Annotated in this window: 11 protein-coding genes; 4 read left to right on the forward strand and 7 right to left on the reverse strand. The window is 73.5% G+C overall.

The annotated features are described in order from the left end of the window. Nucleotides 1–131: 131 nt before the first annotated feature. The 4 genes from ACWDD9_RS11650 to hrcA all read right to left on the reverse strand — a co-directional run bounded on the left by ACWDD9_RS11650 (nt 132) and on the right by hrcA (nt 6,613). A complete protein-coding gene (locus tag ACWDD9_RS11650) occupies nt 132–3,377 on the reverse strand; it encodes a S41 family peptidase (protein WP_449811464.1) in 3,246 nt (1,081 codons plus the stop codon). A gap of 152 nt (nt 3,378–3,529) precedes the next feature. After that, nucleotides 3,530–4,279 carry a 16S rRNA (uracil(1498)-N(3))-methyltransferase gene (locus ACWDD9_RS11655; protein ID WP_375876393.1) on the reverse strand — a complete coding sequence of 250 codons (750 nt, stop codon included), beginning with the start codon at nt 4,277–4,279 and terminating at the stop codon, nt 3,530–3,532. An 87-nt stretch (nt 4,280–4,366) separates the two neighbouring features. After that, a complete protein-coding gene (dnaJ, locus tag ACWDD9_RS11660; RefSeq protein WP_049651911.1) occupies nt 4,367–5,503 on the reverse strand; it encodes a molecular chaperone DnaJ in 1,137 nt (378 codons plus the stop codon). Nucleotides 5,504–5,578: 75 nt separating this feature from the next. Beyond that, nucleotides 5,579–6,613 (reverse strand): heat-inducible transcriptional repressor HrcA, encoded by a 1,035-nt coding sequence (gene hrcA, locus ACWDD9_RS11665; protein ID WP_049651912.1) that lies wholly within the window; start codon nt 6,611–6,613, stop codon nt 5,579–5,581. 287 nt (nt 6,614–6,900) lie between these two features. Between hrcA and htpX the strand changes: the two genes are divergently transcribed. The 3 genes from htpX to ACWDD9_RS11680 are packed head-to-tail and all read left to right on the forward strand — an operon-like array spanning nt 6,901 to nt 9,294. Next, nucleotides 6,901–7,821 (forward strand): zinc metalloprotease HtpX, encoded by a 921-nt coding sequence (gene htpX / locus ACWDD9_RS11670; protein ID WP_049651913.1) that lies wholly within the window; start codon nt 6,901–6,903, stop codon nt 7,819–7,821. A 29-nt stretch (nt 7,822–7,850) separates the two neighbouring features. Beyond that, nucleotides 7,851–8,435: a PspA-associated protein PspAB gene (gene pspAB, locus ACWDD9_RS11675; RefSeq protein WP_049651914.1), complete on the forward strand. Its 585-nt coding sequence runs from the start codon at nt 7,851–7,853 to the stop codon at nt 8,433–8,435. 31 nt (nt 8,436–8,466) lie between these two features. Further along, a complete protein-coding gene (locus tag ACWDD9_RS11680) occupies nt 8,467–9,294 on the forward strand; it encodes a DUF3097 domain-containing protein (protein ID WP_387966258.1) in 828 nt (275 codons plus the stop codon). Here the strand turns inward: ACWDD9_RS11680 and ACWDD9_RS11685 are convergent. The 3 genes from ACWDD9_RS11685 to ACWDD9_RS11695 are packed head-to-tail and all read right to left on the reverse strand — an operon-like array spanning nt 9,222 to nt 13,057. Next, on the reverse strand, nt 9,222–9,824 hold the full coding sequence (locus tag ACWDD9_RS11685; RefSeq protein WP_159028457.1) for a Uma2 family endonuclease: 603 nt from the start codon (nt 9,822–9,824) through the stop codon (nt 9,222–9,224). The genes ACWDD9_RS11680 and ACWDD9_RS11685 overlap by 73 nt on opposite strands. 21 nt (nt 9,825–9,845) lie before the next feature. Then, nucleotides 9,846–11,075 (reverse strand): radical SAM family heme chaperone HemW, encoded by a 1,230-nt coding sequence (gene hemW, locus ACWDD9_RS11690; protein WP_449811465.1) that lies wholly within the window; start codon nt 11,073–11,075, stop codon nt 9,846–9,848. Nucleotides 11,076–11,134: 59 nt separating this feature from the next. Next, the gene (locus ACWDD9_RS11695) at nt 11,135–13,057 is read right to left on the reverse strand and encodes an AMP-dependent synthetase/ligase (RefSeq protein WP_049651918.1); all 1,923 of its coding nucleotides are present in this window, start codon (nt 13,055–13,057) and stop codon (nt 11,135–11,137) included. Between the two features lie 310 nt (nt 13,058–13,367). Between ACWDD9_RS11695 and ACWDD9_RS11700 the strand changes: the two genes are divergently transcribed. Then, a complete protein-coding gene (locus ACWDD9_RS11700) occupies nt 13,368–15,101 on the forward strand; it encodes an ABC transporter ATP-binding protein (RefSeq protein ID WP_449811466.1) in 1,734 nt (577 codons plus the stop codon). Nucleotides 15,102–15,136 lie beyond the last annotated feature (35 nt).

Consider the following 15,136-nt stretch of genomic DNA (forward strand, 5'->3'; position numbering starts at 1 on the left):
TGTGTCGGGTGGTGGGGCCGTACGGGCGCAGCCTAGCCGAGCCGGGCGACGGCCTGCTGGCGCTTCCGGCGCCCCGGGGCCGCACCCGCGGGGCGGGACGCCGGACCGGCCGGCGTCCCGCCCCGGCGCCGCTACGCCCAGGGCAGCGGCGGCGCGGTGCGCGCCGGGGCCCCGGCGAGCTTCGCCAGGGCGAGCCGGACGCCCTCGGACAGCTGCGGGTCCTCGCCGGCCGCCCAGTGGTGCGGGGCGAACGGCACCTCGATGTCCGGGTCGACGCCGTGGTTCTCCAGGCCCCAGCCGTACTTCTCCAGCCACAGCGCGTACTTGGGCTGGGTGACGAGGGTCCCGTCGACCAGCCGGTAGCGGCTGTCGATGCCGATCACCCCGCCCCAGGTGCGGGTGCCGACCACCGGGCCGATGCCGAGCACCTGGATGGCGGCGCTGACCACGTCGCCGTCCGAGCCGGTGAACTCGTCGGCGAGCGCGACCACCGGGCCGCGCGGGGCGTCCGCCGGGTAGGGCACCGGGTGGTCGGTGTCCCGGATGACGTCCCAGCCGATGATCCGGCGGGCCAGCTTCTCGATCACCAGCTGCGAGGTGTGGCCGCCCCGGTTCCCCCGGACGTCGACGACCAGGCCCTCCCGGGCCATCTCGGTGCTCAGGTCGCGGTGCAGCTGGGCCCAGCCGGCCGTCTGCATGTCGGGGATGTGCAGGTAGCCCAGCCGCCCGCCGGACAGCTCGCGCACCGCGGCCCGCCGCCCGGCCACCCAGTCGTGGTAGCGCAGCGCCTCCTCGTCGGCGAGCGGGACGACCACCGGGTGGCGCCGGTCGGTGCCGTCCTTCCCGGCCACCGTCAGCTCGACCGGCTGCCCGGCGGTGCCGGCCAGCAGCGGGGCCGGGCCGGTGACCGGGTCCACCGGGCGGCCGTTGACGGCGAGCACCGCGTCGCCCGGGCGGATCGCCGCGCCGGGCGCGGCCAGCGGCGAGCGGGCCCTGGGGTCGGAGGACTCCCCGGGCAGGATCCGGCCGATCCGCCAGTGCCCGCCGTCCCGGACGAGGTCGGCGCCGAGCAGGCCCTGGCGCCGGGCGGGCTCGGTGTACCGGCCGTACGGCATCACGTAGGCGTGCGAGGTGCCGAGTTCGCCGTGCACCTCCCAGAGCAGGTCGACCAGTTCGTCGTGCGAGCCGACCCGCTCGACCAGCGGCCGGTAGCGCTCCAGCACCCCGTCCCAGTCGACGCCGGAGAGGTCGGGGCGCCAGAAGTTGTCCCGCATCAGCCGGCCGTTCTCGGCGTACATCTGCCGCCACTCGGCGGCCGGGTCGACGGTGATCCGCAGCCGGGCGAGGTCGACGGCGGCCTCCTCGTCGTCGCCGCCCTTGTGGTCCGCCGGGACGACCCTCAGCTCGCCCTGGTCCAGCACGGCGACCCGGGTGCCGTCCGCGCTGACCGAGAAGTCGTCCACGCCGTGCACCAGCTGCTCGACCCGGCGCTTGCGCAGGTCGAAGCGCTCCAGCACCGGACGGGGCCGGTCGTCGTCCAACGAGGCGGCCTCGTCGCCGAGTTCGCCCGTCAGCGGGGCCCTGGTCCAGAGCACGCCGTCCTTGGCGGCGGCCAGCTCCTCGAAGCGGCCGCCCTCGACCGGGAAGGGGATGATCCGGTCGGCGATGCCGTCCAGGTCCACCCTGGTCACCGGCGCGGCGTCGGCGGCCGCCGCCTCGCCGTCCGCCTTCCGGGCCTTCGGCTCGTCCTCCTCCCCGCCGAGCGGGCGCCCGGCCCGCTGCGGCCCGAACGGGGAGGGCGTGTCGGCGGCCAGCGTGACCAGGTAGGGGCGGCAGCCGTTCGGGAAGGACAGGTCGAAGACGTGCGCGTCGTAGACCGGGTCGAAGTTGCGCACCGACAGGAAGGCCAGGTAGCGGCCGTCCGCGGTGAACGAGGGCGAGGTGTCCACGAAGCGCGGCTGGGTGACCTCGCCGACCGTCCGGGTCGCCAGGTCGGCCAGCACGATCTGGCGCAGCGAGTGCGGGCCCATCCCGCGCACCGGGCGCGACCAGGCCAGCCAGGCCGAATCCGGGCTGAAGGCCGGGGTGCCGGGCTCGCCGTCGGCGCTGCGGTCCAGCTCGTGCACGGCGCCGTCGGCGAGCGTCACCAGCAGCACCCGGCCGTCGTGCGCGCCGAGCGCGGCCTGCTTGCCGTCCGGGGAGACCGTCAGCGCGTTGACCCGGCCGAGCCGCCCCGCGGCCAGCCGGCGGCGCTCGGCGCCGTGCAGGTCGGGGGCGAACTCCAGGGCGTCCCCGCCCTCGGCGTCGGACACCCAGAGCACCCCCTGGGCGCCGTCCTCGCCGGGCACCACCCGGGCCAGCCGCCCGCGCACGCCCGGGGTCTCGTCCAGCACCCGGGCCGGGCCCTCGCGGTGGGTCAGCCAGTGCACGCCGCCGCGCACCACCACGGCGCTGCCCCGGCCGGTGCGGTCGGGGGCGACGGAGTCCAGCCAGTGCGCGGCGGGCACCGGGCGGGGGCGGCGCCCGGCCCGCGGGCCGGCCAGCCGGACGTCCAGCCGGCGCGGCTCGGCACCCGCCAGGTCGTCCAGCAGCCAGAGGTCGCCGGCCCGGTGGAAGACCACCCGGGTGCCGTCGGTACCGGCGCCCCGGGCGTAGAAGCCGTCCGGGTCGGCGGTGTGGCGGCGCAGGTCGGTGCCGTCCGGGCGGCTGGACCACAGCTCGCCGACGCCCTCGTGGTCGGACAGGAAGGCGATCCGGTCCCCGACCCACAGCGGGGAGTCCAGCTGCCCGTCCAGCTCCGCGTGGACCCGGGCGAACTCCTCCCGGCCGAGCCACAGCTTTCCGGCCCGCCCGCCCCGGTACCGCTTCCACCAGGCCGGATCGCGGCCGTTGACGCTGCTCAGCAGCACCCGGTCACCACCCGGCTCGAAGGCGAGCCCGCCGACCGGCCCGTACGGCAGCCGCTGCGGCTCGCCGCCGTCCAGCGGCACGGCGTGCGCCCAGGTGCGGCGCAAGCTGGCCTCACCGGCCCCGGTGGCGGCGATCGGACGGCCGTCGGCGGTCCAGCCCAGCACCCGGGTCTGGTGGCTGCCCCAGTGGGTGAGCCGGCGCGAGGGGCCGCCGTCCACCGGCACCACGTGCACCTCGGGGGCGCCGTCCCGGGTGGAGGTGAAGGCGAGGTGCCGCCCGTCCGGGGAGAACCTCGGGTGGTGGACCGGCAGGTGGTCCGCCGTCAGCCGCCAGGCCCGGCCGCCGTCCAGCGGGGCGAGCCAGAGGTCGTCCTCGGCGACGAAGGCGAGCAGGTCGCCGTGCAGGTGGGGATGGCGAAGGTAGGCGCCCGCCGAGGAGTTCGGGGAGGTGCTCTGGGAGTCCGTCACCCGGCCAGCCTAGGCAGGTACACGGACCGTCCGCGCCGTTTTTCCCAGACTCCCGGCACCGTCCGCGGGCGGCCGTGCCGCGGTCGCGGCCGGGGTGTACGGGGGCGCGCCGAGGGGCGCGCCGACGGCCTGCCGGGGGTGCGCCCGGGGTGCTACGACCAGCGGCCGGTGCGCCCGAGCAGCAGCGCGCCGGCGGCCACCCCGGCGGTGGAGGTGCGCAGCACCGAGGGGCCCAGCCGGTACGGCCCGGCGCCCGCCCCGGCGAAGGCCGCCAGCTCCTCCGGGGAGACCCCGCCCTCCGGGCCGACCACCAGGACGATGTCCCCGCCCTCCGGCAGCACGGCGTGCGCCAGCGGTTCGGCGCCCTCCTCGTGCAGCACGGCGGCGAACGCGGCCCCCGCCAGGACGGGCGCCAGCTGCCGGGTGGTCATCGGCTCGCGGACCTCGGGGAAGCGCAGCCGGCGGGACTGCTTGCCCGCCTCCCGCGCGGTGGCCCGCCACTTGGCGAGCGCCTTGGCGCCGCGCTCGCCCTTCCACTGGGTGATGCAGCGCGAGGCGGCCCACGGGATCACCACGTCCACGCCGACCTCGGTCATGGTCTCCACGGCCAGCTCGCCGCGGTCGCCCTTGGGCAGCGCCTGGACCACGACGATCCGCGGCGCGGGCTCCGGCTCGCGGCGCACGGCGGCGACCCGCACGTCGATCGCGTCCTTGCCGAGCACCTCGGCGACCGTGCCGTCCACGCCGAGCCCCAGCCCGTCGGCCAGGGTCACCGCCTCGCCCGGCTCCAGCCGCTTCACCGCGGCCGCGTGCCGCCCCTCCGGGCCGTCCAGGCGCACCACGGCCCCGGGCGCGGCGGCGGCGATCCGCTCGGTCTCGACGACGAAGACGGGCGCGGTCATGACGGGGAACCTCTTTCGTGCGGAAGTGGGACGGACACGCGAAAGGGGTGCCGGGGTCGTTGGCCCCCGGCACCCCTCCGCGGACGGCTACCGGCCGTTGAAGGCGTCCTTCAGCCGGGAGAAGAGGCCCTGCTGGCCCGGCGCGAACTGGCCGGACGGCCGCTCCTCGCCGCGCAGCACCGCGAGGCGGCGCAGCAGCTCCTCCTGCTCGGGGTCGAGCTTGCTGGGCGTCTTCACCTCGACGTGCACTATCAGGTCGCCCCGGCCGCCGCCGCGCAGGTGGGTGATGCCCCGGCCGTGCAGCGGGATCGACTGGCCGGACTGGGTGCCGGGCCGGATGTCGACCTCCTCTAGGCCGTCCAGGGTCTGCAGCGGCACCTGGGTGCCGAGCGCGGCCGCCGTCATCGGGATGGTGACGGTGCAGTGCAGGTCGTCCCCGCGCCGCTGGAAGATCGTGTGGGTGGTCTCGGCGATCTCGACGTACAGGTCGCCGGCCGGGCCGCCGCCGGGGCCGACCTCGCCCTCGCCGGCCAGCTGGATCCGGGTGCCGTTGTCGACACCGGCCGGGATCTTGACGGTCAGCGTGCGGCGGGCGCGCACCCGGCCGTCGCCGGCGCACTCCGGGCACGGGGTCGGCACGACGGTGCCGAAGCCCTGGCACTGCGGGCAGGGGCGGGAGGTCATGACCTGGCCCAGGAAGGACCGGGTGACCTGGGAGACCTCGCCCTTGCCGCGGCACATGTCACAGGTCTGCGCCGAGGTGCCGGGGGCCGCGCCCTCGCCGCTGCACGTGGTGCAGGTGACGGCGGTGTCGACCTGGAGCTCCTTGGTGGTGCCGAAAGCGGCCTCCTCCAGGGTGATCTCCAGCCGGATCATGGCGTCCTGGCCCCGGCGGGTGCGCGAGCGCGGGCCGCGCTGGCCGGCCGCGGCGCCGAAGAAGGCGTCCATGATGTCGGAGAAGCCGAAGCCCGCCGCGCCGGCGCCGAAGCCGCCCGCGCCGCCGCCCGGGGACAGCGGGTCCCCGCCGAGGTCGTAGACCTGGCGCTTCTGCGGATCGGAGAGCACCTCGTAAGCGGCGTTGATCTCCTTGAACCGCTCCTGCGTCTTCGGGTCCGGGTTGACGTCCGGGTGCAGTTCGCGCGCCAGGCGCCGGAACGCCTTCTTGATCTCGTCCTGCCCCGCATCCCGTCGGACGCCGAGTACCGCGTAGTAGTCCGTGGCCACCAAATGCTCCGCTTGTTCCGCCTGTAGTAGTGCTGCGACTGGTCACCGCCGCCGGATTTCCGACGGCGGCCTCTGCTAGGACTCGGCCAGGATCTGGCCCACGTACCGCGCCACCGCTCGCACCGCCCCCATTGTGCCCGGGTAGTCCATCCGGGTCGGACCGATCACACCCAGTTTCGCCACGCTCTCGTCGCCCGAACCGTAGCCGACCGAGACGATGGACGTGGAAGTCAGCCCCTCGTAGGTGTTCTCCCGCCCGATCCGGACCGTCATCGCGGCGTCCGCGGTCTCACCCAGGAGGCGGAGCAGGACGACCTGCTCCTCCAGGGCCTCCAGCACCGGCTGGATGCTGAGCGGGAAGTCGTGTCCGAAGCGGGTCAGGTTGGCCGTGCCGGCCAGCATGATCCGCTCCTCGTTCTGCTCGGCGAGCGTCTCGAACAGGGTCGCCAGGACCGTGCTGACGGTCGGCCGCTCGGCCGGTTCGAACTGCGCCGGCAGCTCCTCCAGCAGCCCCGGGACCTCCGGGAGGCGCCGGCCGGCGGCCCTCGCGTTGATCCGGGCCCGCAGGTCCGCCAGCACCGTCTCGCCGACCGGGCCCGGGCAGTCGACCATCCGCTGCTCGACCCGGCCGGTGTTGGTGATCAGCACCAGCATCACCTTGGCCGGGGCCAGCGCCACCAGCTCGATGTGCCGGACGGTGGAGCGCGTCAGCGAGGGGTACTGCACCACCGCGACCTGCCGGGTCAGCTGGGCGAGCAGCCGCACGGTGCGCGCGACCACGTCGTCCAGGTCGACCGCGCCGTCCAGGAAGTGCCGGATGGCCCGGCGCTCGGGGGCACTCATCGGCTTGATCTCGGCGAGCTTGTCGACGAAGAGGCGGTACCCCTTGTCGGTCGGGATGCGGCCGGCGCTGGTGTGCGGCTGGTGGATGTAGCCCTCCTCCTCCAGCGCCGCCATGTCGTTGCGGACGGTCGCCGGCGAGACCCCGAGGTTGTGCCGTTCCACCAGGGCCTTGGAGCCGACCGGCTCCTCGGTGCCCACGTAGTCCTGCACGATCGCGCGGAGCACGGCGAGCTTGCGTTCGTCCAGCTGGCGGACCTCACCGGCCATGGGGCACGCACCTCCGTCTTCGCACGTTGTCCGACTGTGTCCCTTGCTGCTGCGGGCCGCTCCGAAGACCCTTGCCCTGGCACTCTGAACACGCGAGTGCCAAAACCGTACCTGCCAGTGTAAGGCCCGGGTCCTACGGCAGGAACGGCCGGACCGGGGTGATCCTCCCCGCAGTTCCGCTCACGGCCCGCGGGGCCCCGGCGGTTCGATCCTCCCGGCGCCGGGGTGGTGCCGGGAGGCCGTCCGGGTGGCAGCATCGAAAGCGACGGCGAATGGAGGAGCAAGCGATGTCGAGCTCGGGCCAGCACACCCGTTTCGCGCCGGACCGCGGCCTGACCGGCCGCATGGTCGCGACGATGTTCGTGATCGGGCTGCTGTACGTCGGTTTCACCGGCCTGCTGATCGCGCTGCTGCGCGGCGCCTGGCCACTGATCGTCCTGATCTCCGGCGGGCTGTTCGTGGCCCAGTTCTGGTTCAGCGACAAGATCACCGAACGGGCGATGGGCGCCCGCCAGGTGTCCCCGGAACAGTTCCCCCAGCTGCACGGCACCATCGACCGGCTCTGCGCCCTGGCCGACATGCCCAAACCCCGCGTGGCGGTCGCCGACAACGACATGCCGAACGCCTTCGCCACCGGCCGCAACCCGCAGAACGCGGTGGTCTGCGTGACCACCGGGCTGCTGCGCCGGCTGGAGCCCGAGGAACTGGAGGGCGTCCTCGCCCACGAGCTGTCGCACGTCGCCCACCGGGACGTCGCGGTGATGACGATCGCCGGCTTCCTCGGCGTCCTCGCCGGGGCGATGACCCGGATCGCGATGTACGGCGGGTTCATGGGCGGCGGGCGCAACAACAACGACCAGAACGCGGCCGTGCTGGCGCTGATCATCCCGCTGGTGTCGGTCGTCGTCTACGCGATCAGCTTCCTGCTCACCCGGCTGCTGTCCCGCTACCGCGAACTCGCCGCCGACCGGGCCGCCGCCCAGCTCACCGGACACCCCAGCGCCCTCGCCTCGGCGCTCACCAAGGTGACCGGGCAGATCGCGGCCATCCCCAGCAAGGACCTGCGCCAGGCCCAGCCGTACAACGCCTTCTACTTCGCCCCCGCGCTGAGCGCCCGGGAGGCCGCCTCGCAGCTGTTCTCCACCCACCCGAGCCTGGAGAAGCGGCTGGAGCAGCTGGCGAAGATCTCCGAGCAGCTCGGCCGCTGAGCCTCAGTTTTCGACCCGAGAGGACCGCCGTGGGAATCCTGGACGCCCTGTTCGGCCGCACCAAGCCCGTCAAGCCCGACCTCGACCAGCTGTTCGGCGTGCCGTCCGCCGCGCTCACCCTGGAGGCCGGGGCCGGGTTCACCCCCACCGGGCTCGGCTCGGTCTGCTTCGCGGCCGTCGAGGGCGCGGCCTTCGTCCAGGTCCAGCAGCAGGTCCGGGCGCTGCTGGACGCCGACACCGAGCGCGGCGGCGTCCCCGTGGAGGCCTCCAAGGACGGCTACGGCTACTCCTGGCTGCTCGCCCGGCACCGCCCCGAGGAACTGCCCGAACTGGTCAACGACCTGCACGCGGTCAACAGCGAGCTGGAGGCGAACGGCTTCGGGCCGCAGCTGCTCTGCTCGCTGGTCGGCTTCCGCGACCCGGACGGGCGGTCGCTGGCCCTCGTCTACCTCTACAAGCGGGGGACGTTCTACCCCTTCGCCCCGATGCCCGGCGGCGGGGAGCGGCGCGACAGTCCGCTGGAACTGCAGGTCAACGCGATGCTGGGGAACGACCTGCGGCTGGAGAAGGACCTGAGCCGCTGGTTCCCGGTCTGGGGCGCGCCGGGCCTCTGACGCGCCGTCCGCCCTCCCTATGATCACCCGTATGCGCAGCCGCCAGTACGGACCCGACCTGACCCCGCCGTGGAAGAAGCAGGCCCCCGCCCCGGAGGTGCCCGCCGAGCGGGACCTGGTGGTCGAGGAGGCGGCGACCGGCTACTGCGGGGCCGTGGTGCGCTGCGAGAAGACCGCCGAAGGCTTCACCGTCACCCTGGAGGACCGGTTCGGCAAGCACCGGGTGTTCCCCCTGGTGCCGCGCGGCTTCCTGCTGGAGGGCCGGGTCGTCACCCTGGTCCGCCCGGCCGGCCCGGCCCCCGCCCGCACCCCGGGCCGCACCGCCTCCGGCTCCGTCGCCGTCCCCGGCGCCCGCGCCCGGGTCGCCCGCGAGTCCCGCATCTACGTCGAGGGCCGGCACGACGCGGAGCTGGTCGAACGGGTCTGGGGCGACGACCTGCGGATCGAGGGCGTGGTCGTCGAGTACCTGCGCGGCATCGACGACCTGCCCGCGATCGTCGCCGACTTCGCCCCCGGCCCCGGCCGCCGCCTCGGCGTCCTGGTCGACCACCTGCTCCCGGGCACGAAGGAGCACCGCATCGCCGCCCGGGTCACCGGCGACTCGGTACTGGTCGTCGGCCACCCCTACATCGACATCTGGCAGGCCGTGAAGCCCTCCTCCGTCGGCATCCCCGCCTGGCCCGCCGTCCCTCGGGGCGAGGACTGGAAGGAGGGCACCTGCCGCCGCCTCGGCTGGCCGGTGGACACCCCCGCGGCCTGGAAGCACATCCTCTCGAAGGTCGACTCCTACAAGGACCTGGAGCCCGAACTCCTGGGCCGGGTCGAGGAACTGATCGACTTCACGGCCCTGCCGGAGTGACGGCGGGGAAAGTCGGCAGTCACCAGACTCACACCCATCGGATCCACAGGAACGGCCTCGCCGAAGAGGCTGGTCCGCTCGGAGAGGTAGTCGGGCACTCCGGTGAGGGTCGCCCGACTCGGCTCGGTCATCAGCACGCAGACGGCTCGGACCGGATCGACGACCAGGTAGGCCGGAATCCCAGCGCCGGCGTATAGCCCCCGCTTCGTGTGGTGGTCCCTGAACAAGCTGATCCCTGAGACCACTTCGACCACGATCGTCGGCGAACCGGCTTCGGAGAGCGCCCTCTCGAACACCACGAGGTCCGGCTGGAGCCTGCTGTCGTCTCCCCAGCAGGAGACGTCTCGCCTGGTCCAGCAGTCCCATGCCTCGCGTGGGATCTGGTCGATGAGGGACGCGACGATGAGGTTGGTCGTCAGGTCGGAGCTCAGAGTCAGCACGACCTCCCCGAGGATGATCTCGGCACGCACGCCCTCAGGGAGTTCGAGATCCTCCAGGACCCTCCGCATTCGCGCACTACGCGTAGTCATGCGCACACGGTAAGCCCTCGGTCAGTCCACCAGGTCACGTACGACGGCGTCGGCCAGGAGGCGGCCCTGGAGGGTGAGGGTGGCGCGGCCCCGGGCGTAGGGGCCGGGGGCGAGGAGGCCGTCGGCGAGGTGGCGGTCGGCGGCCTCGCGGCCGGTGTCGGTGAGGAGGTCGAGGGGGATGCCGTCGACCAGGCGGAGCTCCAGCAGGATGCGTTCGACGCGGCGGTCCTCGTCGGCCAGCACCTCGCGGGCCAGGGCCGGGGTGCGGTGCTCGGCGAGGGCCCGGGCGTAGGCGGCGGGGTGCTTGGCGTTCCACCAGCGGACGCCGCCGACGTGGCTGTGGGCGCCGGGGCCGGCGCCCCACCAGTCGCCGCCGGTCCAGTAGAGCTCGTTGTGGCGGCAGCGGCCCTCGGGAGTGGTGGCCCAGTTGGAGACCTCGTACCAGGAGTAGCCGGCGGCGGCGAGCGCCTCCTCGGCGATCAGGTAGCGGTCGGCGTGCACGTCGTCGTCGATCATCGGCAGTTCGCCGCGCTTGACGCGGGCGGCGAGCCGGGTGCCCTCCTCGACGATCAGCGAGTACGCGGAGACGTGGTCGGGCCCGGCGCCGATGGCGGCGTCCAGGGAGGCCCGCCAGTCGTCGTCGGACTCGCCCGGGGTGCCGTAGATGAGGTCGAGGTTGACGTGTTCGAAGCCGGCCGCGCGGGCCTCGGCCACGCAGGCCTCGGGGCGGCCCGGGGTGTGGTGGCGGTCGAGCAGCTTCAGGACGTGCGGGCGGGCGCTCTGCATGCCGAAGGAGAGCCGGTTGTAGCCGCCCTCGCGCAGTTCGGCCAGGTACGCCGGGTCGACGGACTCCGGGTTGGCCTCGGTGGTGACCTCGGCGCCGTCGGCGAGCCCGAACTCCTCGCGGATCGCGGCGAGCATCTTGACCAGGTCGCGGGCGGGCAGCAGGGTCGGGGTGCCGCCGCCGAGGAAGACGGTGTGCACCGGCAGGTCGGCGGAGCCCAGCACCTTCCGGGCGTGGCGGATCTCGGCGACCACGTTGTCCGCGTAGGTCTCCTGGGAGGCGACGGCCCCGGAGGAGCGCAGCTCGGTGGCGGTGTAGGTGTTGAAGTCGCAGTAGCCGCAGCGGCTGGCGCAGTACGGCACGTGCAGGTAGAAGCCGAACGGCCGGTCGCCCAGCCCGTCGAGGGCGTGTGCGGGCAGGGAACCGTCGGACGGCACCGGATCGCCGTCGGGGAGTGCGGAGGGCATGAGCCCATTGTCCCGTACGGCCCGACCGAACCCGGCGGGCCGTACGGGGGCGGGGCCGGTCAGGCCTCGTTGGCGCCCGCGTACATGGCGGTGACCGCGTCGGCGTAGGTCCGCTCGACCACCGGGCGCTTGATCTTCAGGCTCGGGGTGAGCTCGCCGTGCTCGATGTCGAGGTCGCGCGGCAGCAGGTGGAACTTCTTGATCGTCTGCCAGCGCTGGAGGTCGCCGTTGACCCGCTTGACGAAGCCCTCGATCAGCTCGTGGACGGCCGGCTCGACGGCCAGCTCGGCGTAGGACTTCCCGGCCAGGCCGTGCTCGGCGGCCCACGGCAGCAGGACGGCCTCGTCCAGGCCGATCAGCGCGGTGCAGTAGTTGCGGCCGTTGCCGATCACCAGGATGTTGCTGACGAACGGGCAGACCGCCTTGAACTTGCCCTCGACCTCGCTGGGCGCCACGTACTTGCCGCCGGAGGTCTTGAACAGGTCCTTCTTGCGGTCGGTGATCCGCAGGAAGCCGTCCGGGCTGAGCTCGCCGATGTCCTCGGTGTGGAACCAGCCGTCCGGCTCCAGCACCTCGGCGGTCTTCTCCGGCAGGTTGTGGTAGCCGCGCATGACGCCGGGGCCGCGCAGCAGGATCTCGCCGTCCTCGGCGATCCGCACCTCGGTGCCGGGCAGCGGGCGGCCCACGGTGCCGATCCGCACGTCCTCGGCCCGGTTGACGCAGGAGCCGGCGCTGGTCTCGCTCAGGCCGTAGCCCTCCAGGATCGGCACCCCGGCGCCGATGAAGAAGTAGCCGATCTCCGGGGCGAGCGCGGCGCTGCCGGAGACCGCGCCGCGCAGCCGGCCGCCGAAGGCCGCCCGGATCTTCGCGTACACCAGCTTGTCGGCCAGCGCGTGCTGCACCCGCAGGCCCAGCGGGGCGCTCTCGGTGCCGGTGGCGATGCGGCTCTGCTGGACCGCCCGGGCGTGCTCGCGGGCGACCTTGGCCGCCCACAGGAAGATCTTGTACTTGGCGCCGCCCTCGGCCCGGGCCCGGCCCGCGATGCCGTTGTAGACCTTCTCGAAGATGCGCGGCGCGGAGGCCATGATGGTCGGCCGGATCGCGGGCAGGTTGTGGATGATCCGGTCCACCCGGCCGTCCACCGCCATCACGTGCCCGGTGGCGATCTGCCCGGAGATCAGCGTCTTGCCGAACACGTGGGACAGCGGCAGCCACATGAACTGCACGTCGTCGGGGCCCAGCAGGCCGCTGGCCTCCTGCGCCCGGCCCTCGTACGCCCAGCAGTCGTGCACCAGGCGCACGCCCTTGGGGCGGCCGGTGGTGCCGGAGGTGTAGATGAGGGTGGCCAGCTGCTCCTTGCCGAGCCCGTCGACGGCCTTCTCCACGGCGTCCGGGTGCTCCGCCAGGTACCGGGTACCGCGCTCCTCCAGCTCGGCGAGGGTGAGCAGGTCCAGGCCGCCGGTCTCGGGGGCCTCGGCGGGCGCGTCGAAGAGGATCACGGTGCGCAGTTCGGGCAGCTGGTCGAGCTGCCCGACGGCCTTGGCCAGTTGGGCCTCGTTCTCGGCGAACAGCGCCCGGGAGCCGGAGTCGGAGAGGATGAACGCGGTCTCGTCCGCGTTGGTGCTGGGGTAGACGGTGGTGATCGCGGCGCCCGCGCACATGGCGCCGAGGTCGGCGACGATCCACTCCAGGCGGGTCGAGGAGGCCAGGGCCACGCGGTCCTCGGGCCGGATGCCGAGCGCCATCAGGCCGGCGGCCACCGCCTTGACCCGGACCGCGGTCTGCGCCCAGGTGAGCGAGCGCCACTGCTCGGCGCCGGGCGCGCCGTCGGCGGCCTGCTCGTCCACCGGCGAGGGGTAGCGGTAGGCCTCGGCGTTCGGGGTCAGGGCGACCCGCTCCAGGAACAGGTGGGCGACGGAGGCGGGGCGCCCGGCGACGAGGTCGGGCCTGCCGGAGTCGATCAGGGACTGCGCGGAACTCAACGAGGACCTCCGGTGGCGGGTGGCCGTCTGAGGGATTGTCGCGGCGTCCGTGGGGGCGGTCGCCGGGCCCCCGGTTCACCTGAGCGGTACCGGTCAGTAACAAAGGGGCAATCAGCAGCCTAGGGGGAAACCGGTCATTCCGTAAGGGGGCGGCGCCCGACGGCACGACCCCGCGCGACCGGTGCCGCACCCCGCCGTTCGGCAAAGGCCCGGCAAACCTCCGGCTCCCGGACGCCGAATGACCTGTACGACGCTACAGAACACCGAGAATTGGGGTGCGAACCCGACCGGCGACGACAAGAGTGTGCTAGTGCTGATCAGACTGCTGAGGGCGTACCTGCGCCCGTACTCCCGACCGATCACCCTGCTGGTGCTGCTCCAGCTGGTGTCCACCCTCGCGGCGCTCTACCTGCCGACGCTCAACGCCGACATCATCGACGACGGCGTGGTCAAGGGCGACACCGGCTACATCCTGCGCGTCGGCGGGGTGATGATCGCGGTCACCGTCCTCCAGGCCCTCTGCTCCATCGGCGCGGTCTACTACGGCGCCCGCACCGCGATGGCCTTCGGCCGGGACGTCCGCGCCGCCGTCTTCGACCGGGTGCAGAGCTTCTCCGCCCGCGAGGTCGGCCAGTTCGGCGCCCCCTCGCTGATCACCCGCACCACCAACGACGTCCAGCAGGTCCAGATGCTCGCCCTGATGAGCTTCACGCTCATGGTCGCCGCGCCGATCATGTGCGTCGGCGGCATCATCATGGCGCTCAACCAGGACGTCCCGCTGTCCGGCCTGCTGCTCGCCGTCATCCCCGTGCTCGGCGTCGTCGTGGTCCTGCTGGTCCGCGCGCTGCGCCCCAGGTTCCGCAGCATGCAGGTACGGATCGACACCGTGAACCGGGTCCTGCGCGAGCAGATCACCGGCATCCGGGTCATCCGCGCCTTCGTCAAGGACGACCGGGAGCAGGCCCGCTTCGCCGACGCCAACGAGGACCTCACCCAGGTCTCCCGCCAGGTCGGCCGGCTGATGTCCATCATGTTCCCCGCCGTCATGCTGGTGGTGAACGTCTCCAGCGTCGCCGTGCTCTGGTTCGGCGCCCATCGCATCGACAGCGGCGCCATGCAGATCGGCGCGCTCACCGCGTTCCTCTCCTACCTGATGCAGATCCTGATGAGCGTCATGATGGCCACCTTCATGTTCATGATGGTGCCGCGCGCCGAGGTCTGCGCCGAGCGCATCCAGGAGGTCCTCGGCACCGACAGCAGCGTCGTCCCGCCCGCCGCCCCCGTCACCGAGGTCCCGCACCGCGGCACCCTGGAACTGCGCGGCGTCGACTTCCGCTACCCCGGCGCCGAGGCCTCGGTGCTGCGCGGCATCGACCTCACCGCCGGCCCCGGCCAGACCACCGCCATCATCGGCTCCACCGGCAGCGGCAAGTCCACCCTGCTCGGCCTCGTCCCCCGGCTCTTCGACGTCACCTCCGGCCGGGTCCTGCTCGACGGCGTGGACGTCCGCGAACTCGCCCCCGCCGCGATCGCCGAGAGCGTCGGCATCGTCCCGCAGAAGCCCTACCTCTTCTCCGGGACCGTCGCCAGCAACCTCCGCTACGGCCGGCCCGACGCCACCGACGAGGAGCTCTGGCACGCCCTGGAGATCGCCCAGGCCAAGGAGTTCGTCGAGAAGCTGCCCGAAGGCCTGGACGCCCCCATCGCCCAGGGCGGCGGCAACGTCTCCGGCGGCCAGCGCCAACGCCTGGCCATCGCCCGGACCCTGGTGCGCCGGCCCTCCGTCTACCTCTTCGACGACTCCTTCTCCGCGCTCGACTACGCCACCGACGCCCGGCTCCGCAAGGCCCTCGCCCGCGAGACCTCCGACGCCACCGTCCTGATCGTCGCCCAGCGGGTGTCCACCATCCGCGACGCCGACCGGATCATCGTCCTCGACGAGGGCGCCGTCGTCGGCAGTGGGACCCACCACGAGCTGATGGCCGACAACCCGACGTACCGGGAGATCGTGCTCTCCCAGCTCACCGAGCAGGAGGCGGCGTGACCACGCCCGGCAACAAGCCCGACCTGACCAAGGGG

The sequence above is a fragment of the Kitasatospora sp. NPDC001119 genome, from assembly GCF_053598475.1.